The 17,919-nt window shown below is 60.9% G+C and carries 19 protein-coding genes and 1 tRNA gene; 6 read left to right on the forward strand and 14 right to left on the reverse strand.

Features of this window, described 5'->3' with window-relative positions; translation table 11 throughout:
- Nucleotides 1–15: 15 nt before the first annotated feature.
- From AAEZ10_RS22870 to AAEZ10_RS22885, 4 genes are all read right to left on the reverse strand, one after another.
- A tRNA-Gln gene (locus tag AAEZ10_RS22870) sits at nucleotides 16–90 on the reverse strand.
- Nucleotides 91–127: 37 nt separating this feature from the next.
- Nucleotides 128–979, reverse strand: a complete 852-nt coding sequence (gene ispE / locus AAEZ10_RS22875) for a 4-(cytidine 5'-diphospho)-2-C-methyl-D-erythritol kinase (RefSeq protein ID WP_016773206.1) — start codon at nucleotides 977–979, stop codon at nucleotides 128–130.
- A 3-nt stretch (nucleotides 980–982) separates the two neighbouring features.
- Nucleotides 983–1,600 carry a lipoprotein insertase outer membrane protein LolB gene (gene lolB, locus AAEZ10_RS22880; protein ID WP_016773207.1) on the reverse strand — a complete coding sequence of 206 codons (618 nt, stop codon included), beginning with the start codon at nucleotides 1,598–1,600 and terminating at the stop codon, nucleotides 983–985.
- Between the two features lie 3 nt (nucleotides 1,601–1,603).
- Nucleotides 1,604–3,328 (reverse strand): tetratricopeptide repeat protein, encoded by a 1,725-nt coding sequence (locus AAEZ10_RS22885; protein ID WP_041480005.1) that lies wholly within the window; start codon nucleotides 3,326–3,328, stop codon nucleotides 1,604–1,606.
- Nucleotides 3,329–3,510: 182 nt separating this feature from the next.
- Here AAEZ10_RS22885 and hemA point away from each other — a divergent pair, with 182 nt between their 5' ends.
- The 6 genes from hemA to AAEZ10_RS22915 all read left to right on the forward strand — a co-directional run bounded on the left by hemA (nucleotide 3,511) and on the right by AAEZ10_RS22915 (nucleotide 8,870).
- On the forward strand, nucleotides 3,511–4,797 hold the full coding sequence (gene hemA / locus AAEZ10_RS22890; protein ID WP_350571123.1) for a glutamyl-tRNA reductase: 1,287 nt from the start codon (nucleotides 3,511–3,513) through the stop codon (nucleotides 4,795–4,797).
- Nucleotides 4,794–5,876, forward strand: coding sequence for a peptide chain release factor 1 (gene prfA, locus AAEZ10_RS22895; RefSeq protein ID WP_016773210.1), 1,083 nt, complete (start codon nucleotides 4,794–4,796; stop codon nucleotides 5,874–5,876). The genes hemA and prfA overlap by 4 nt, the downstream gene beginning before the upstream one ends.
- Nucleotides 5,877–6,707, forward strand: a complete 831-nt coding sequence (gene prmC, locus AAEZ10_RS22900; RefSeq protein ID WP_252884831.1) for a peptide chain release factor N(5)-glutamine methyltransferase — start codon at nucleotides 5,877–5,879, stop codon at nucleotides 6,705–6,707.
- Nucleotides 6,701–7,456, forward strand: a complete 756-nt coding sequence (locus AAEZ10_RS22905; protein ID WP_350571126.1) for a molybdopterin-synthase adenylyltransferase MoeB — start codon at nucleotides 6,701–6,703, stop codon at nucleotides 7,454–7,456. Before prmC ends, AAEZ10_RS22905 begins: the two co-directional genes overlap by 7 nt.
- Nucleotides 7,449–8,240 (forward strand): glutamate racemase, encoded by a 792-nt coding sequence (gene murI, locus AAEZ10_RS22910; protein ID WP_024014292.1) that lies wholly within the window; start codon nucleotides 7,449–7,451, stop codon nucleotides 8,238–8,240. Before AAEZ10_RS22905 ends, murI begins: the two co-directional genes overlap by 8 nt.
- Nucleotides 8,241–8,351: 111 nt before the next feature.
- A complete protein-coding gene (locus AAEZ10_RS22915; protein WP_073473508.1) occupies nucleotides 8,352–8,870 on the forward strand; it encodes an acyloxyacyl hydrolase in 519 nt (172 codons plus the stop codon).
- Nucleotides 8,871–9,005: 135 nt separating this feature from the next.
- Here the strand turns inward: AAEZ10_RS22915 and AAEZ10_RS22920 are convergent, their stop codons facing one another.
- The 10 genes from AAEZ10_RS22920 to AAEZ10_RS22965 are packed head-to-tail and all read right to left on the reverse strand — an operon-like array spanning nucleotide 9,006 to nucleotide 17,715.
- Nucleotides 9,006–9,311 carry a YkgJ family cysteine cluster protein gene (locus tag AAEZ10_RS22920; protein ID WP_024014290.1) on the reverse strand — a complete coding sequence of 102 codons (306 nt, stop codon included), beginning with the start codon at nucleotides 9,309–9,311 and terminating at the stop codon, nucleotides 9,006–9,008.
- A 52-nt stretch (nucleotides 9,312–9,363) separates the two neighbouring features.
- Complete coding sequence (locus AAEZ10_RS22925; protein ID WP_281120849.1) at nucleotides 9,364–9,855, reverse strand: DUF2878 domain-containing protein; 492 nt, start codon at nucleotides 9,853–9,855, stop codon at nucleotides 9,364–9,366.
- Nucleotides 9,848–11,113: an SAM-dependent methyltransferase gene (locus AAEZ10_RS22930; RefSeq protein ID WP_016773216.1), complete on the reverse strand. Its 1,266-nt coding sequence runs from the start codon at nucleotides 11,111–11,113 to the stop codon at nucleotides 9,848–9,850. Before AAEZ10_RS22930 ends, AAEZ10_RS22925 begins: the two co-directional genes overlap by 8 nt.
- On the reverse strand, nucleotides 11,100–11,915 hold the full coding sequence (locus AAEZ10_RS22935) for a DUF1365 domain-containing protein (RefSeq protein WP_130928623.1): 816 nt from the start codon (nucleotides 11,913–11,915) through the stop codon (nucleotides 11,100–11,102). The genes AAEZ10_RS22930 and AAEZ10_RS22935 overlap by 14 nt, the downstream gene beginning before the upstream one ends.
- A complete protein-coding gene (locus AAEZ10_RS22940; protein ID WP_016773218.1) occupies nucleotides 11,912–13,159 on the reverse strand; it encodes an NAD(P)/FAD-dependent oxidoreductase in 1,248 nt (415 codons plus the stop codon). The genes AAEZ10_RS22935 and AAEZ10_RS22940 overlap by 4 nt, the downstream gene beginning before the upstream one ends.
- Entirely contained in the window at nucleotides 13,156–13,938 is a 783-nt protein-coding gene (locus tag AAEZ10_RS22945) for an SDR family NAD(P)-dependent oxidoreductase (protein ID WP_016773219.1), read from the reverse strand. Before AAEZ10_RS22945 ends, AAEZ10_RS22940 begins: the two co-directional genes overlap by 4 nt.
- Nucleotides 13,935–14,357: a nuclear transport factor 2 family protein gene (locus AAEZ10_RS22950; protein WP_071173575.1), complete on the reverse strand. Its 423-nt coding sequence runs from the start codon at nucleotides 14,355–14,357 to the stop codon at nucleotides 13,935–13,937. The genes AAEZ10_RS22945 and AAEZ10_RS22950 overlap by 4 nt, the downstream gene beginning before the upstream one ends.
- Nucleotides 14,350–15,795, reverse strand: coding sequence for a deoxyribodipyrimidine photo-lyase (phrB, locus tag AAEZ10_RS22955; protein WP_350571131.1), 1,446 nt, complete (start codon nucleotides 15,793–15,795; stop codon nucleotides 14,350–14,352). Before phrB ends, AAEZ10_RS22950 begins: the two co-directional genes overlap by 8 nt.
- Before the next feature lie 16 nt (nucleotides 15,796–15,811).
- Entirely contained in the window at nucleotides 15,812–16,753 is a 942-nt protein-coding gene (locus tag AAEZ10_RS22960) for a MerR family transcriptional regulator (protein WP_350571133.1), read from the reverse strand.
- The gene (locus tag AAEZ10_RS22965) at nucleotides 16,753–17,715 is read right to left on the reverse strand and encodes a YbgA family protein (RefSeq protein WP_041479992.1); all 963 of its coding nucleotides are present in this window, start codon (nucleotides 17,713–17,715) and stop codon (nucleotides 16,753–16,755) included. Before AAEZ10_RS22965 ends, AAEZ10_RS22960 begins: the two co-directional genes overlap by 1 nt.
- Between the last annotated feature and the right edge of the window lie 204 nt (nucleotides 17,716–17,919).

The following is a 17,919-nucleotide window of genomic DNA, read 5'->3' on the forward strand; positions in this document are numbered from 1 at the left end:
GATGAGTAGAGAAAATGGCAGGGGCGGCTGGATTCGAACCAACGCATGGCAGGATCAAAACCTGCTGCCTTACCGCTTGGCGACGCCCCTGTATCTGTTGCTTTCAAGTGCCGGGCACTTGATTCCTTTAGAGCAGACTTTGCAGCTTGCGATGCAACATCGAAACGTTGCTTCCTTTCGCTACAAACCCTGTAAGGGTCTCTGTCAGAAGGGCCGAGACTTTATCAGCTTCAGCTTTGCTTGGGAAGCCCCCAAACACGCAACTTCCAGTTCCGGTGAGCTTTGCTTCGGTAAATTTACCTAACAAATCCAATGCGTTACGTACCTCTGGATAACGCCTTGCGACCACCGGCAAGCAGTCATTTCGACTGTTTCCCTCGGGAACGGGGCGCACTTTAATGGGCGGTGTGTTACGTGTCAACAAAGGATCGGAAAAAATTTCTGCCGTACTAACAGCGACTTGCGGCACGAGCACCAGATACCACGGTTCTTCGGGGTCGACCGGGGTCAGTTTCTCGCCAACACCCTCGGCAAATGCCGCATGGCCACGGACGAACACCGGTACGTCGGCACCGAGTGACAGGCCCAGTTCCGCCAGGCGATCTTCATCCCAGCCCAGTTGCCACAAATGGTTGAGACCGAGCAAAGTCGTCGCCGCATTCGAACTGCCGCCACCGATGCCGCCGCCCATGGGCAGGACTTTGTCGATCCAGATGTCGATGCCGAGCGCGCAGCCGGACTGTTGCTGCAACATCTTCGCCGCGCGCACGATCAGGTTGCTGTCGTGGGGCACACCGGCGAACTCGGTGTGCAGTTGAATCACGCCGTCATCGCGCACGGCGAAAGTGAGTTCATCGCCGTAATCGAGGAATTGAAACAGCGTCTGCAATTCGTGATAACCGTCTTCACGGCGACCGAGAATGTGCAGCATCAAGTTGAGTTTGGCCGGCGAGGGCAGGGTCAGGCGTGCAGCGGTCATGCTTTATTGCCCCAACTTGCGCGGTTGCCAGGTCTTGATCACCAGCGTTACGTCAAGGTCGGTGCCGTGCAGCTTGATGCGCTCGGGCAGCCAGTAACCATTCTGTTCGGTGTAGGCGGTGTATTCGACTTTCCAGCCGTCCTGCTCAAGGCTGGCCAGACGACTGTCGGCGTCCAGGTTCAAGCGACTCTTGCTTTCCGGCGCGGGCAGGCCACGAACCCACCAAGCCAGATTGGATACCGGCAATTTCCAGCCCAGCTGTTCTTCGAGCAGGGCTTCAGGAGATTGCGATTCGTAGCGGCCCTGGTTGGCGACTTCCAGCGACACCTTGCCCGGGCGCCCGGTCAGGCGTGCCGCGCCACGACCCAGCGGGCCGGACAGGCGAATGTCGTAGTAATCCTGACGCTGCAGCCAGAACAGCGTGCCGCTGCCGGAATCCTTCGGCGCGCGGATGCCGATCTTGCCGTCGATCTGCCAGCCATCAAGGCCGGTCAGTTGCTGTTTGTTCGCTGCCCATTGAGCCGGGCTGCCGTGACCCTCGACTGATTCGCGAGTGCCGAAACCCGAGCAACCGGCGAGCAGGGCGATGAAGCTGAAAACAATAACGTGGCGCAAAAGCATGGTTTAAAGATTCTCGGATCCGGTCAGGCGCTTGATGGTGCTGCGCAGAATGGTGCTGTCGGGCTGATCCTTGAGGAACTTGCCCCACACTTGTTTGGCTTCGCGTTGATTGCCCTTGGCCCAGAGGACTTCGCCAAGGTGCGCGGCGACTTCGTGGTCAGGGAAACGCTCGAGCGCCTGGCGCAGGTATTTCTCCGCGTCGTCCAGATTGCCCAGGCGATAGTTTACCCAGCCGAGGCTGTCGAGTACCGCCGGGTCTTCCGGATTGATCTGGTGCGCCTGCTCGATCAGCGTTTTCGCTTCAGCGTAGCGGGTGGTGCGGTCGGACAAGGTGTAGCCCAGTGCATTGAGCGCCATGGCGTTGTCCGGGTCGCGCTTGATGATCAGGCGCAGGTCTTTCTCCATCTGCGCCAGATCATTGCGTTTCTCCGCGAGCATGGCGCGGGTGTAAAGCAGGTTGAGATCGTCCGGGTATTTCTGCAGCGCTTGTTGCAGAACCTTCCAGGCCTTGTCGTCCTGTTTATTGGCCGACAGGCTTTCCGACTCGATCAGATACAGCTGGATCGCGTAATCGGGCTGCTCGTCACGCTCGGCCGCCAGTTTGCTTTGCGCTTCGGCGGTCTTGCCGTTGCTCATCAGAATATCGGCCTGACGCAGCTGTGCCGGCAGATAGTCATTGCCCGGACCGACCTGGGCGTATTCGATGAGCGCGCCTTGCGGGTCGTTGCGCTCTTCGGCAATCCGGCCGAGATTCAGATGCGCTGAATCGACGTGGCTTTCGCGAGCGATCAGGTCTTCCAGATAACCTTTGGCCTCATCCCACGCCTTGGCTTCCAGGCACACCAGCGCCAGCGAATAACGCAGTTCATCGTCTTCCGGGTATTGCTGAACGAGGGTGGAGAATTCGGCCTTGGCGTCGTCCATGCGGTCCTGTTCGACGAGCATGCGCGCGTAAGTCAGGCGCAGGCGTTTGTCTTCCGGGTATTTCCTGATGCTTTTCTGCAACAGCGGCAGCGCTTCGTCGCCACGGTTGAGCAACTGAAGCAGGCGCGCACGCAGCAGGATCGGTGCGATTTCGCCGTCTTCCGGCGGATTGTCTTCAAGCAGAGTAAGCGCACCTTGATTGTCGCCGTCCTGCTGCAACAGCAGGGCCTTGCCGAAAATCAGCTGATTGTTGTTCGGGTGGCGCTCAAGCAAACGGTCGAAGCTTTTCATCAGACCGTTGCGGGTTTCCTGATCGGTGTCGGCGGCCGACAGCGCGAGGAAATCGAAATGGGTATCGCCCTTGCCCTGCAGGACTTTCTCCATGTAGACCATGGAGTCGTCGTAGCGCCCGGCGCGGGCCAGCTGCACGGCGGCGGCGCGTTGCGCTTCGAGATCGTCCGGGGCATTGCGGGCCCAGATCAGCGCGGTGTCGAGGGCCGGTTGATCGGCGCCCAGATATTCGGCGATGCGGAAAGCCCGCTCGGAGACACCCGGATCCTGGGTGTTGATGGCCTGGGTCACGTAGTTGTCCAGGGCAATGTCGAAACGATTGCGCTGGCCGGCGAGTTCGGCGCTCAGCAGGCTGAACACGGTTTCCTCGCTGAATGAGCCGTAAACCTTGGGCTTTTCAGGTGCGGGCGTGGTGTCTTCGACCGGCGGGGTGCCGTCCGGCGCAACGGGCGCCATGGCCTGGCAGCCGCTGAGGAAGACAAAAGCGAGGAGCAACGCGGAAGATCTATTCATATAGGAAGAGGACGACTAACCTGCGGTCGGATCATCATGACACAAGCCTTCGGCCAAACATAACCGAGACTCAATTGTGGCCATTATAGGGGCTGACGATTGGGACAATAGTCAGCGGTAGTTGTTCTGAATCTTTCGAAGTAGGACAATTGCCGGCTTCACGTCACCACCAGCGACCTTGAATGGCCTTCCTTGCACTCGGTATTAACCACAAGACTGCTTCAGTAGACGTCCGCGAGCGCGTGGCCTTTACCCCTGAGCAGCTGGTGGAGGCCTTGCAGCAGCTCTGCCGACTGACCGACAGCCGCGAAGCCGCGATCCTCTCCACCTGCAATCGCAGTGAGCTTTATATAGAACAGGATCAGCTCTCGGCCGATGTCGTGCTGCGCTGGCTGGCCGATTATCACCATCTGAGCCTCGACGAGCTGCGCGCCAGTGCCTATGTGCATGAAGACGATGCGGCTGTTCGTCACATGATGCGCGTCGCCTCCGGGCTCGACTCGCTGGTGCTGGGCGAACCGCAGATTCTCGGCCAGATGAAATCGGCCTACGCCGTGGCCCGCGAGGCCGGCACCATCGGTCCGCTGCTGGGGCGGCTGTTTCAGGCGACGTTCAATGCCGCCAAGCAGGTGCGTACCGATACTGCGATCGGCGAGAACCCGGTGTCGGTGGCGTTTGCTGCGGTGAGCCTGGCGAAACAGATTTTCAGCGATCTGCAACGCAGCCAGGCGCTGCTGATCGGTGCCGGCGAGACGATTACGCTGGTCGCGCGCCATTTGCATGAGCTGGGGGTCAAGCGCATCGTCGTCGCCAACCGCACGCTGGAGCGCGCCAGCCAGTTGGCCGAGCAATTCGGCGCTCACGCCGTGCTGCTCTCGGACATTCCGGCGGAACTGGTGCGCAGCGACATCGTCATCAGTTCGACCGCCAGCCAGTTGCCAATCCTCGGCAAGGGTGCGGTGGAAAGTGCGCTGAAGCTGCGCAAGCACAAGCCGATCTTCATGGTCGACATAGCGGTACCGCGCGATATCGAGCCAGAAGTCGGCGAGTTGGACGACGTTTACCTGTACAGCGTCGACGATCTCCACGAAGTGGTCGCCGAGAACCTCAAGAGCCGTCAGGGCGCTGCGCAAGCGGCGGAGGAAATGATTTCGGTCGGCGCCGACGATTTCATGGTGCGCCTGCGCGAACTGGCGGCAGTCGATGTGCTCAAGGCCTATCGTCAACAGAGCGAACGCTTGCGTGACGAGGAATTGCAGAAGGCCCTGCGTCTGCTGGCCAACGGCGGCAACGCCGAAGACGTGCTCGGGCAACTGGCCCGTGGCCTGACCAACAAACTCTTGCATGCGCCCAGCGTGCAGTTGAAAAAGCTGTCTGCCGAAGGCCGCCTCGATGCGCTGGCCATGGCCCAGGAACTCTTTGCCCTTGAGGGCTCACCGGATAGTTTTTCGGATAAAAAACCGCAATGAAAGCGTCACTGCTCAACAAGCTGGACATTCTCCAGGACCGTTTCGAGGAACTGACCGCGCTGCTCGGCGACGGTGAAGTCATTGCCGATCAGGCCAAGTTCCGCGCCTATTCCAAGGAGTACGCCGAACTCGAGCCGGTAGTGGCCGCCTATAAAAAGCTGCTCGGCGTACAAAGCGATCTTGAAGGCGCGCAGGCGCTGCTCAAGGACAACGACCCGGACATGCGCGAAATGGCCGTGGAAGAAGTTCGCGAAGCCAAGGAGTTGCTGGTCACGCTGGAATCCGATCTGCAGCGCATGCTGCTGCCTAAAGATCCGAATGACGGGCGCAACGTCTTCCTCGAAATTCGCGCCGGCACCGGTGGCGACGAGGCGGCGATCTTCTCCGGCGACCTGTTCCGCATGTACTCGCGTTATGCCGAGCGGCGTGGCTGGCGCGTCGAGATCCTCTCGGAAAACGAAGGCGAACACGGTGGCTATAAAGAAGTCATCGCGCGCATTGAAGGCGACAACGTTTACGGCAAGCTGAAATTCGAGTCCGGCGCACACCGCGTCCAGCGCGTACCCGCCACCGAATCCCAGGGTCGGATTCACACGTCGGCCTGCACCGTGGCGGTATTGCCCGAGCCGGACGAGCGCGAAGCCATCGAGATCAACCCGGCGGATCTGCGTGTCGACACTTACCGTTCCTCCGGGGCCGGTGGTCAGCACGTCAACACCACCGACTCGGCGATCCGCATTACCCACATCCCGACCGGCACCGTCGTCGAGTGTCAGGAAGAACGCTCCCAGCACAAGAACCGTGCCCGGGCGATGGCGTGGCTGTCGGCAAAACTCAACGATCAGCAGAACGCAGCGGCAGCCAACGCGATTGCCAGTGAGCGCAAGTTGCTGGTCGGCTCCGGCGATCGTTCCGAGCGTATCCGCACCTACAATTACGCCCAGGGCCGGGTCACCGACCATCGCGTCAACCTGACCCTGTATTCCCTGGATGAAATTCTCGCCGGTGGCGTTGAAGCCGTGATCGAGCCATTGCTGGCTGAATATCAGGCTGACCAACTCGCAGCGATAGGTGAATAAATGACCATCATCGCCAGCCTGTTGCGCGCTGCCGAGTTGCCGGACTCGCCGACTGCGCGTCTGGACGCTGAATTGCTCCTGGCCGCCGCATTGGGCAAGTCGCGCAGCTTCCTGCACACCTGGCCCGAGCGCATCGTGCCGAGTGAAGCGGCGCTGACCTTTGCCGAGTATTTGCAACGGCGGCGTAGCGGTGAACCGGTGGCCTACATTCTCGGCCAGCAGGGCTTTTGGAAGCTGGATCTGGAAGTCGCGCCGCACACGCTGATTCCGCGTCCTGACACCGAATTGCTGGTGGAGGCAGCCCTTGAGCTGCTGCCGGCAACTCCGGCCAAGGTTCTTGATCTGGGCACCGGCAGTGGCGCGATTGCTTTGGCCTTGGCCAGCGAACGGCCGGCGTGGAAAGTCACCGCCGTGGATCGTGTGCTTGAAGCCGTGGCCCTGGCCGAACGCAATCGCCAGCGTCTGCACCTGAACAACGCTACGGTGCTGAACAGCCATTGGTTCAGCGCCCTCGAGGGCCAGCGTTTCCAATTGATCATCAGCAACCCGCCGTACATTGCCGCCGCCGATCCGCATCTGGTCGAAGGCGATGTACGCTTCGAACCGGCCAGTGCGCTGGTCGCCGGTGAAGATGGCCTCGATGATCTGCGCCTGATTGTTGCGCAGACGCCGGATCATCTTGAAACCGGCGGCTGGCTGATGCTCGAACACGGCTATGATCAGGCCGAAGCGGTGCGTGATCTGCTGCTTACCCGTGGCTTTGAAGAAGTCCATAGCCGCACCGATCTGGGCGGCCATCAACGCATCAGTCTGGGGCGCCTGCCGTGCTGAATGATCAGGAATTGCTGCGCTACAGCCGGCAGATTCTGCTGCAACACATCGACATCGACGGGCAGCTGAAACTCAAAGGCAGCCGCGTGCTGATCGTCGGCCTTGGCGGCCTCGGCGCGCCAGTGGCGTTGTATCTGGCAGCGGCGGGCGTCGGCGAATTGCATCTGGCGGATTTCGACACGGTCGATCTGACCAATCTGCAACGGCAGATCATTCACGACACCGACAGTGTCGGCATGTCCAAGGTCGACTCGGCGCTCAAGCGCCTGGGCGCGATCAATCCGGAAATTCAACTGGTCGCCCATCGCCAGGCGCTGGACGCCGATTCCCTCGCCGCAGCGGTGGCGGCGGTGGATCTGGTCCTCGATTGCTCGGACAACTTCTCTACCCGTGAGGCAGTCAACGCCGCCTGTGTTGCCGCGCGCAAGCCCTTGGTCAGCGGTGCGGCGATTCGTCTGGAAGGGCAGTTGTCGGTGTTCGATCCACGACGTGCCGACAGCCCTTGCTATCACTGCCTGTACGGTCACGGCAGCGAAGCCGAACTGACCTGCAGCGAGGCCGGCGTGGTCGGGCCATTGGTCGGTCTGGTCGGCAGCTTGCAGGCGCTGGAAGCGTTGAAAGTACTGGTCGGCTTTGGCGAACCCTTGGTGGGGCGGTTGTTGCTGATCGATGCGCTGGGTTCGCGATTCCGTGAGCTGCGGGTCAAGCGCGATCCGGGCTGCAGCGTCTGTGGCGCGCGCCATGCGTGAAGCGCCGATCGGCGTGTTCGATTCCGGGGTCGGCGGCTTGTCGGTCCTCGGCGAAATTCAGCGCTTGCTGCCCAACGAATCGCTGCTTTACGTCGCCGATTGCGGGCACATTCCTTACGGCGAGAAAACCCCGGAATTCATCCGCCAGCGTTGCAGTGCGATGGCAGGATTTTTTCGCGAGCAGGGTGCCAAGGCTTTGGTGCTGGCCTGCAATACAGCGACCGTGGCCGGTGTGGCCGATCTGCGTCGTGATTTCCCCGACTGGCCGATTGTCGGCATGGAACCGGCGGTCAAACCGGCCGCAGCGGCCACACGAAGCGGCGTGGTTGGCGTCCTGGCCACGACCGGCACGTTGCAGAGCGCGAAGTTTGCCGCGTTGCTTGATCGTTTCGCGGCCGACATAAAAGTCATCACCCAGCCCTGTCCGGGACTGGTCGAACTGATCGAAACGGGTGATCTGCACAGCGCCGAATTACGCACTTTATTGCAAGGTTACGTCGCTCCATTGCTGGCGCAAAACTGCGACACGATCATTCTTGGCTGCACCCATTATCCCTTCCTCAAGCCGTTACTCAGGTCGATGATCGCCGACGATGTCAGCCTGATCGATACCGGAGCTGCCGTGGCCCGGCAGTTGCAACGCTTGCTCGCCGAGCGTGATCTGCTGGCGCAACGTCCGAGCCAGCCGGTGAAGTTCTGGACCAGCGGGGATCCGCAATCCCTCAGAAAAATCCTACCGTTGCTGGGCCAAACTGCGTCGAATGTGCAAAACTTCGACTTGTAAAAAAAATGTGAAATAACTGAAAAAACGCTGAACTTCTGACCAAGCGCGGATTTCTATAGCGACAGCAGCAACTAAAAACCAAACGATCGTTCCGGAAAAGGAAGTTTCAAAGTGAAGCGACTATTCTGCTTGGCCGCGATTGCGGCCGCACTGATGGGGCAAAGCATTTCTGCACAAGCCGCTGGCGTTGAATTCGCCGTCGGCGGTACCAGCGATTCGACAATGACGTATCGCTTAGGCATGAATTTCGACTGGGACAAGAGCTGGCTGCAGAGCGACGTCGGTCGCCTGACTGGCTACTGGAGCGGTGCCTACACGTACTGGGAAGGTGACAAGACTTCCAGCAACAACAGCCTGTCGTTCTCGCCTGTATTCGTTTACGAATTTGCCGGTCAGTCGGTCAAACCGTACGTTGAAGCGGGTATCGGCGTGGCGTTCTTCTCCAACACCGAATATGAGAGCAACAAGCTGGGCGGGTCCTTCCAGTTCGAAGACCGCATCGGTGTCGGCCTGCGCTTCAACGGCGGCCACGAAGTCGGCATCCGCGCCACGCACTACTCCAACGCCGGCCTTTCCAGCGACAACGATGGTGTAGAAAGCTACGCGCTGCATTACACAATGCCGCTGTAACACGCCGCTACGCGGAACCGACGTGGGAGCGAGCCTGCTTGCGAAAGCTGAGTGTCAGTCAATTCAAATGGTGGCTGACACACCGCCTTCGCAAGCAGGCTCGCTCCCACAGTTGTTTCTGCGCCGTCAAACAAATCAGCGGTAGGCTGTCGCAATACCCCGGCGCTCTTCGATGCACTCCGGCGCGCCCATTTCAAACTCGCGGCAAATCAGCGGGCGTCGTTCATAGATCGTGCACATCATGCTGTCGCGATCCAGCGCCGCGCACCAGCCGTCGTCCAGACGCAGCATCACTTCACCGCCCCATTCATCGGTATCGATAAAGCGATCAGGCACGCCGGTGTCGGTGATCAGCATCACTTCGAGCTGGCAGCAGCACGCCGCACAGGTCGAGCAGGTGACCGCCGGTTCGGCAATTTGGGTGTGGGGGATGGTTTTCATCGTGGCAGTGTAAGGCACTGATCGCTGTGGGTGTGAAAGCGCTGACGGACGCTCACGGCGCCAGACGCCGCGCCATCAAATGCAGCAGTGGGAACAAGCCTGCCCAGAGCAGCCCGATAACAATCAGCGTCGCCGCCTCGCCATAGGGAAATTGCACGCCTGCCAGGCGTCCGCCAGCGTAGTACGACAATGCGCCGCCTACCGCGCCAAGTGCGCTGGCCAGCCACCATGGCCGCGCGCTCCAGGCCAGGCAGTGGCGCAACGTGGTGGCGAGCAGCGCCCACAGCAGCATCAGCCACAGCGGAATCAGCGGTGAGGCGTCTGCAAAGCGGAACACGTCGAGGTAACGCAAGACGCTGTCCACCGCCGTGCCGACAATCACCACGCACAGAATCAAACGACCTTCCGCCGCCCAACTGCTGATCCAGCGCAGATGAATCACCAGTGCCGCCAGCGCCAGCAACAGCCATAAACTGTTGCCGCCGAGCACGCAGGCCAGCCAGCCGAGCTGAAACAGCACGGCATTGGCGATTCGCTCACGCATCGAAGCGCCCGAGCAGCGGCGCGGTCATCGCCGCCGGTTTGGCCAGCAGCAATTGCGCGGTGCCGATGGTGCGTTCGAGGAATCCGCCCTCGCAGTAGCACAGATAGAACTCCCACAGGCGCAGGAAATAATCGTCGTAGCCCAGTTCGCTCAGGCGACCATGGGCGAGACGAAAGTTCTCGTGCCACAGGCGCAGGGTCTTGGCGTAATGCAGGCCGAAATCCTCCATGTGCAGCAGGTTCATGTCGGTCTCGCGGCTGACCACATCGAGCATCTTGTGCACGGAGGGCAGGGCGCCGCCGGGGAAGATGTAGCGCTGGATAAAGTCGACGCTGCGCTTGGCCTGTTCGTAGCGTTGCTCGCGAATGGTGATCGCCTGGAGCAGCATCAGGCCGTTGCTCTTGAGCAACTGCGCGCATTGCTTGAAGTAGGTCGGCAGGAACCGATGGCCGACCGCTTCGATCATCTCGATCGACACCAGTTTGTCGTACTCGCCGCTCAGGTCGCGGTAATCCTTGAGCAGCAAGGTGACGCGATCCTGCAAGCCGAGTTGTTCGATACGCTTGGCAGTGAACGCGAACTGCTCTTTCGACAGCGTCGTAGTGGTCACGCGGCAACCGTAATGCTGCGCTGCGTACAGGGCCATGCTGCCCCAACCGGTGCCGATTTCCAGCAGGTGGTCGCTGGGTTTGAGCGCGAGTTTCTGGCAGATGCGCTCGAGTTTGTTCAGTTGCGCCTGTTCCAGGGTGTCGCTCGGCGAAAGGAACTGGGCGGCGGAATACATCATGGTCGGGTCGAGAAACTGTTCGAACAGTTCATTGCCGAGGTCGTAGTGCGCGGCGATGTTTTTCTGTGATCCCTTGCGCGTGTTGCGGTTGAGCCAGTGCAGGCCTTGCACGAAGGGCCGGCCCAGACGCGCCAGGCCACCTTCCATGGCATCGAGTACATCGAGATTGCTGACGAACACGCGCACCACAGCCGTCAGGTCCGGCGAACTCCAATAGCCGTGGATGAATGCTTCGCCGGCGCCGATCGAGCCGCTACTGGCGACCATGCCCCACAGGGCCGGGTCGAGTACATGGACTTCGCCGAGCAGAGCACTGCCCGGGGTGCCGAAAAGCATTTGTTCGCCATCCTCGACGACCATCAATTGTCCGTGTTTGAGCTGGGCCAATTGGCGCAACACGCCACGGCGCAGCAGCGAGCCGGTCAAACCGTTGGTGCTGAAGCGACCGAGCGGCAGGCTAGAGGATTTCATGGTGCGGCTCCTTCGGAGGCACAGTGGCGGTTTTAAAGCTGCCGTCGGCAGCCTGGTGAGGGAAGATCGGCGCGCGCTTGAGCAGCAGTCGCAGTGCTTGCCAATAAATCGCCAGAGCGGTTTTTGCGGTCATCCACGGAAAGCGCCGCAGATAGCGATGCAGGCTGCGACGATCGAGCGGTTCGCGGCGCAGATTCAGTGTGGCGTCGAACAGTTTCTCGCTGCCCTGCCAATCGGCCATGTGCACACCCAGGCTTTGCGCGGCCGGGCTGAAGCTCATGCGGTATTCGAGGTCGCGGGGCAGAAACGGCGAGACGTGAAACGCCTTGGCCACAGCGAAATGCTGATGGAAATCCACCAGGCTGGTCGGCGTCTGCGCCGGCAGCACATAGTGATAACGCTCGCGCCACGGCGTGTTGGTCACTTCACAAACGATCGCCGCCAGTTGCCCGTCGGCTTCATGGCAATAGAAGAAACTCACCGGATTGAACGACAACCCCCAACTGCGCGGCTGGGTCAGCAGGCACACCGCGCCTTGTGGCTCATGACCGATGGCTGCGCCGACCTGCTGGCGCACCGCGTCGATCAGGCGCATGCCCTTGCCGGTGAAGGCTTTCAGGTAATCGGTTTCGCGAAACGAGAACGGCGCAAAGCGGCTGCGCCCGGCCAGTGGCGACAAGGCCAGCACGGCGTCCTGTTCGCTCAGGTCGAGGTAGAGCAAACCGATGCGGTAGCGGAATTCGTGGCGGCGCGGCGCAAAACGTCGGTGGCCGATGACGCCGCTGTACAGAGCGCTGTTCACAGGGTTTCACCGAACGCGGCGGCTACGCGCAGCCCGCTGACCACGCCATCTTCATGAAAGCCGTTGGCCCAGTAGGCGCCGCAATAATGCGTGTGCTGCTCGCCATCGAGTTCGCCCCAACGGTTTTGCGCGGCCGCTGCGGCGAGCGTGTATTGCGGGTGGGCGTAGGTGTAGCGGGCCAGTACCTTGTCCGGGCTGATGCCGGCAGTCTGGTTGAGGCTGACGCAGAACGTAGTGTCGCTTTCGATGCCCTGCAGAATGTTCATGTTGTAGGTGACCGCCGCGCGCGTATGGCCGGCGCCGCCAAGGCGATAGTTCCAGCTGGCCCAGGCAAGTTTGCGCGTTGGCAGCAGGCGCGTGTCGGTGTGCAGCACGACATCGTTATCGGCGTAGAGCAGGGCGCCGAGAATCGAGCGCTCGGCGTCGCTCGGGTTGGCCAGCAGGTTCAGCGCCTGATCGCTATGACAGGCGAACACCACTTTGTCGAAATGTTCGAGGCCGGCCGGGCTGTGGATAACTACGCCGTGCTGGTTGCGCTCGACGCGCTTGACTGGGCAGTTCAGGCGAATCCTGTCACTGAATGAAGCGGTCAGTGGCGCCACATAAGCACTGGAACCGCCTTCAATGACCTGCCACTGCGGACGATCGCTGACTGAGAGCAGGCCATGATTCTTGAAGAAACGCAGGAAGAATTGCAGCGGGAAATTGAGCATTTCCGCCATCGGCATCGACCAGATCGCCGCGCCCATCGGCACGATGTAGTGCAGGATGAAGCGCTCGCCGTAGCCGCCGGCCTTGAGGTAATCATCGAGGGTGGTGTCGGCGGCGATGCGCAGTTCGATCAGGTCGCGCTGGGCTTCTTTGTTGAAGCGCAGAATGTCGCGCAGCATGCCCCAGAACCCCGGCGACAACAGATTGCTGCGCTGGGCGAACAGGCTGTTGAGATTGTTGCCGTTGTACTCCACGCCAGTGTCCGGGTCGGTTACCGAAAAGCTCATTTCGGTCGGCTTGAACGCCACGCCGAGCTGGTTGAGCAAGCGAATGAAGTTCGGGTAGGTCCAGTCGTTGAACACGATGAAACCGGTATCGATGGCGAACGATTGCCCGGCCACGCTGACCGGTACGGTGTGGGTATGGCCGCCGACCCAGTCACTCGCTTCGAACACAGTGATGTCGTGGCGGCGGTTCAGCAGGTAGGCGCAGGTGAGCCCGGCGATACCGCTGCCAATTACGGCGATTTTCATATCGGGTCCCGCTGCGGTGGGTTCTTGCGCACCATGCGTTTGCCGATCGCCAATTGCGCGCGGGCGGGCAGTTTCGACAGCGGCCACAGCGCGGCCATGAACAGTCCCGGAAAGGCAATTTCCAGCGGACGGTCCTTGAGTTTGGCGAAGATGTGCCGCGCCGCTTTATCCGCAGGCCAGCTCAGCGGCATCGGGAAATCGTTCCTTTCGGTCAGCGGCGTTTCGACAAAACCCGGGCTGATGATGGTGACTTCAATGCCTTCATCCGCCAGATCGATGCGCAGCGATTCGAACAGGTAACGCAGCCCGGCCTTCGATGCGCCATAGGCTTCGGCCCGTGGCAGCGGCAGGTAAGTCACCGAGCTGGCCATGCCGACCAGGTGCGGCGCGGTGCCTTTGCGCAACAGCGGCAGGGCGGCCTCGATGCAATAGCTGCTGGCGAGCAGATTGGTGCGCACCACGTGCTCGATGATCGACGAATCGAACTGGCGCGCGTCGACATATTCACAGGTGCCGGCGTTGAGAATCACGCTGTCCAGCGATCCCCAGGCCTCGGCGATCTGCTCACCGATTTCGCGCACGGTCTGACTGTTGGTCAGATCGCCGGGCACCACCAGCACCTGGCCCGGGTAACGCTGGGACAAAACCTTGAGCGGCGCGGCCGAGCGCGAGCTGACCGCCAGGTGCGCGCCGCTTTTCAGAATGTCCTCACACAAGGCTGCACCGATGCCACTGCTGGCGCCGGTCAACCAATACCGCCGTGGAGGTGTACGACTCATCCCATTCTCCTTTTCAGCCAGGCAATCACCCGGCCCAATATTGGCAAGTGTTCATACAGCAGCGCCCCGGCATCGAAATAATCCCGATGGCGATAAACCTTGTCGCGCCAGAGCAGGTGCGAGCAGCCACCGACCCTGATTTCCCGACCGTTGGCCAGGCGCGGATGGCGATAACTCATGACCCAGCGCAGGTAACCCTCACCTTCGCGGATCTGGTCAAAGCCGTGAAAATCGAAACGCAGATCGCTGACGTTGGCGTACAGCTCACTGAAGTAATCCCGCAGTTGTGCCAGGCCCTGAACTTCGTGCAGCGGATCGGTGAAATGAATGTCGTCGCTGTACAGCTCGCCGAGGCGATGCAGGTTGTCTTTGTTCAACCCGCAAAACTCGCGGGCGAAGCTGCGCAGGAATTCACTCATCGCTGCCGCCCACAGGCTGGCGCGACGGCAGGTTCTTGAACGCCGTCAGCGCACGCTCGCGTGAGGCGCTGAGGTTGACGATCGGGGCCGGATAATCGGCCACGCCGAACAGTCCTCCGGCTGCCGCCGGATTGTGCACTTCCTTCTTGTTGAGCCCGGCCAGTTCCGGCAACCAGTGCTTGATGAACACGCCTTCGGCATCGAATTTTTCCGACTGGCTCAACGGGTTGAAGATACGGAAGTACGGCGCCGAGTCGGTGCCGGTCGATGAGCTCCACTGCCAGCCACCGTTGTTGGCCGCCAGGTCGCCGTCGATCAGGTGGCGCATGAAAAAGCGTTCGCCCTCGCGCCAGTCGATCAACAGATTTTTGGTCAGGAACATCGCCACGACCATGCGCAGGCGATTGTGCATCCAGCCGGTTTCGAGCAATTGGCGCATCGCCGCGTCGATGATCGGCAGTCCGGTGCGTGCCTCCTGCCAGGCCTTGAGTTCTTCCGGCGCATCGCGCCAGGCCAGCGCTTCGGTTTCCGGGCGGAAGGCGCGATGCCGGGAGACGCGTGGGTAGCCGACCAGAATGTGTTTATAGAACTCGCGCCACAGCAGCTCGTTGATCCAGGTCACTGCGCCGACTTTGCCGCTTTCGAACTCGCCCTGATTGCTTTGCAGTGCAGCGTGCAAGCACTGGCGTGGCGAGATCACCCCGGCGGCGAGGTACGCCGACAATTGGCTGGTGCCGGGTTTGGCCGGGAAATCGCGTTCGCTGCGGTAGTAGTCGATCTGCGCGTCGGTGAAGGTGTCGAGGCGGCGCCGCGCCTCTTGCTCGCCGGCCGGCCACAAGGCGCGCAGGGATTCGCTCGGCGTGGCGAAGCCTTTGACCGCCTCCGGAATTGCGTCACTTTCGATACCCAGAGCGGCCTGTTTGCCCGGTGCCTTTACAAGTGCAGGCATCGAGCGATGCAGGCGCTCGTAGCAGACCTTGCGAAACTGACTGAACACCTGGAAGTAGGTGCCGGTCTTGGTCAGGATCGTGCCGGGTTTGAACAGCAACTGATCCAGATAGCTGTGGAACTCGATGCCCTCGGCCCGCATCGTTTCGGCCACGGCTTCATCGCGGCGGCTTTCGTGGACGCCGTATTCCTCGTTGACGTGCACCGCCTCGATCTCCAATTGCCGGCACAGCTTGAGCAGTTCTGCTGGCGCCTGATCCCAGTGCGGCGCGCTGCGAATCAACAGCGGAATGTTCTGCGCGCCGAGGCTCTGGCTCAGTTCGCGCAAATTGCGCAGCCAGAAATCCACTTTGCACGGCGCATCGTCGTGCTCCAGCCATTGCTGCGGACTCAACAGATACACCGCCACGGCCGGGCCGCGCGCTGCGGCGGCCGCGAGGGCGGTGTTGTCATGTTGGCGCAGGTCGCTGCGCAGCCAGATCAGTTGCATGTGATTAAACCCATCATCAAATCAATCCGCGCTCGAGCAGCGCCTGGTGTGCGGCAAGCGGATCTTCAGCCAGGAACAGATCGGCAGTCTGGGCGGTGCGTGCGGACAACTCGGTGTGGTGAATGTGCACCGTGGGGCCAGCAATCAAGGTCGGGCAATTGACGTTCGCCAACAGCTTGGGCAACTGCGCCAGTTGCATGGCTTTGCTCGAATACAGCAGCACGCCACGGGCTTGCAGATGCTCGACGGTCAGCGCCAGTTCACCGGCCGGCAGTGGCCAGTCGAACACTTGCACCGGGCAATCGGCACTGCTGATCAGCCATGCGCACAGCCACAGATGTGGCTCCAGCGGCAGGTCGGAATGATTGATCAACAGCAGCGGCGCCGAATGCAGCTGGCGGTTGTTATGGTAGATGCGTGCGCCGAATTTGCTGCGCAACCAGGAAAAGAAAAACGTCCGTTCCATCTGTGCGCCGAACTGGCCCTGCCAGCGCTGTTCGAGCTCGGCCAGCAGCGGCATCAGCAATTGCTCGCACAACGTCCGTGGCGGATACAAGGCGATGGCCTGATTGACGCTGTCATCCAGCGCGCGCTCATTGAGCGAGGTGACCTCCGACAGCAACGTCTGATGCAGACGCTGCCAATCGTTTTCCACGGTTTCCGTGAAGGCCTGCGGCGCATCGAGCAGTGGCTTGACCTGGCTGACCGCAACGCCACGGTTGAGCCAGGTGAGGATGGCCATGATCCGCTGCACATGTTCAGCGCTATACAGTCGATGGCCCTTGGGCGTGCGCTGGGGCACCACCAACCCATAGCGACGTTCCCACGCGCGCAGGGTGATGGCGTTGACGCCGGTCTGCCGCGCTACTTCGCGAATCGGCAACCAGCCCTCGTCGAGGGCTTTCTTGAAGTCGGCGCCGAGGTCTTCCCGGGCGCTGCTATCGGTTTTATCGTTCATTAGATCGCGTTTCGCAGACTGAGGTTTTCCGGATGCGGCTGCAGGTAAACCTGCTGCGCGATGTACGGGTCCGGATGGAGTCGAAAATGGTGTTTGAGCAGCGTCAACGGCACCACCAGCGGCACGATGCCCTGGCGATACTGGCCGATGATCTGCTGCATTTCCTGTTTGTCTTCGGCGCTCAGCGATTGTTTCAAATAACCGCTGAGGTGCAGCAGCACGTTGCAATGGGTGCCGCGAGTGGCGCATTTCTTCAGCGCGGCCATCAGCTCGCTGAAATAGCGCGGGCCGAGTTCGGCGGGATCGCTGTCGGCCATGTTGCCGAGCATCTTGCCGAGGTTTTTGTATTGCAGCGGGTTGTGCGCCATCAGCAGGTACTTGTAGCGCGAATGGAACTCGGTAAGGGCGCGGCGGCTCAGGCCCTCGGCGAGCACTTGCTGCCAAGCGCTGTAGGCCAGGACGCGGGTGATGAAGTTTTCCCGCAGCACCGGATCGTTGAGGCGTCCGGCTTCTTCCACCGGCAGATCCGGATGCTGTGCACAGAATGCCTGCGCATAGATGCCGCGTCCGCCACCATTCACTGGCGCGCCGTTGTCGTGATAGACCTTGACCCGTTCCAGCCCGCAGGAGGGCGACTGCTGCATGAAGATGTAGCCGGACAGGTCCTGCAACTCGGCGGCCATTTTCTCGCCGTATTCGGCCAGCGGCCTGGTGACGTTGATGGTCCGGTCGACGGTGCCGACGGCCTCGGGTTGTTCAGGGTCGCCGACCAGCCGGATCGGCTCACGGGGAATGCCCATGCCGATGGCGACTTCCGGGCACAGCGGGACGAAATCGAAATATTCGGTGAGGGTACGGCTGCACAGCCGCGATTCCTTGTGCCCACCGTTGTAGCGCACTTCTTCGCCCAACAGGCAGGCGCTGATGGCGATCTTCGGCTTGGACAGGGAAGCAGTAGACATGAGCACCTCGAATCTATACCTGTACAGAGAGTTATCTCTGTACAACTTTTCCTCAGCATAGATCGATGGATGTACAAGTCAAATGATTTGTATAAGATTTTTCTACAGCGCTGAATATGTGGGAGCGAGCCTGCTTGCGAAAGCGGTGGGTCAGCAAAGGAATTTGTATCTGATACAGCGCTTTCGCGAGCAGGCTCGCCACCA

Origin of the sequence: Pseudomonas sp. H26/SER47-MNA-CIBAN-0231, from assembly GCF_040310465.1 — a bacterium.
GTDB lineage: Bacteria > Pseudomonadota > Gammaproteobacteria > Pseudomonadales > Pseudomonadaceae > Aquipseudomonas > Aquipseudomonas atacamensis.

What these genes read in the sequence shown, in the direction of transcription:
- ispE (WP_016773206.1), bottom strand. Translation starts at nt 979, where the DNA reads ATGACCGCTGCACGCCTGACCCTGCCCTCGCCGGCCAAACTCAACTTG.
- lolB (WP_016773207.1), bottom strand. Translation starts at nt 1,600, where the DNA reads ATGCTTTTGCGCCACGTTATTGTTTTCAGCTTCATCGCCCTGCTCGCC.
- AAEZ10_RS22885 (WP_041480005.1), bottom strand. Translation starts at nt 3,328, where the DNA reads ATGAATAGATCTTCCGCGTTGCTCCTCGCTTTTGTCTTCCTCAGCGGC.
- hemA (WP_350571123.1), top strand. Translation starts at nt 3,511, where the DNA reads ATGGCCTTCCTTGCACTCGGTATTAACCACAAGACTGCTTCAGTAGAC.
- prfA (WP_016773210.1), top strand. Translation starts at nt 4,794, where the DNA reads ATGAAAGCGTCACTGCTCAACAAGCTGGACATTCTCCAGGACCGTTTC.
- prmC (WP_252884831.1), top strand. Translation starts at nt 5,877, where the DNA reads ATGACCATCATCGCCAGCCTGTTGCGCGCTGCCGAGTTGCCGGACTCG.
- murI (WP_024014292.1), top strand. Translation starts at nt 7,449, where the DNA reads ATGCGTGAAGCGCCGATCGGCGTGTTCGATTCCGGGGTCGGCGGCTTG.
- AAEZ10_RS22920 (WP_024014290.1), bottom strand. Translation starts at nt 9,311, where the DNA reads ATGAAAACCATCCCCCACACCCAAATTGCCGAACCGGCGGTCACCTGC.
- AAEZ10_RS22925 (WP_281120849.1), bottom strand. Translation starts at nt 9,855, where the DNA reads ATGCGTGAGCGAATCGCCAATGCCGTGCTGTTTCAGCTCGGCTGGCTG.
- AAEZ10_RS22930 (WP_016773216.1), bottom strand. Translation starts at nt 11,113, where the DNA reads ATGAAATCCTCTAGCCTGCCGCTCGGTCGCTTCAGCACCAACGGTTTG.
- AAEZ10_RS22940 (WP_016773218.1), bottom strand. Translation starts at nt 13,159, where the DNA reads ATGAAAATCGCCGTAATTGGCAGCGGTATCGCCGGGCTCACCTGCGCC.
- AAEZ10_RS22945 (WP_016773219.1), bottom strand. Translation starts at nt 13,938, where the DNA reads ATGAGTCGTACACCTCCACGGCGGTATTGGTTGACCGGCGCCAGCAGT.
- AAEZ10_RS22950 (WP_071173575.1), bottom strand. Translation starts at nt 14,357, where the DNA reads ATGAGTGAATTCCTGCGCAGCTTCGCCCGCGAGTTTTGCGGGTTGAAC.
- phrB (WP_350571131.1), bottom strand. Translation starts at nt 15,795, where the DNA reads ATGCAACTGATCTGGCTGCGCAGCGACCTGCGCCAACATGACAACACC.
- AAEZ10_RS22960 (WP_350571133.1), bottom strand. Translation starts at nt 16,753, where the DNA reads ATGAACGATAAAACCGATAGCAGCGCCCGGGAAGACCTCGGCGCCGAC.
- AAEZ10_RS22965 (WP_041479992.1), bottom strand. Translation starts at nt 17,715, where the DNA reads ATGTCTACTGCTTCCCTGTCCAAGCCGAAGATCGCCATCAGCGCCTGC.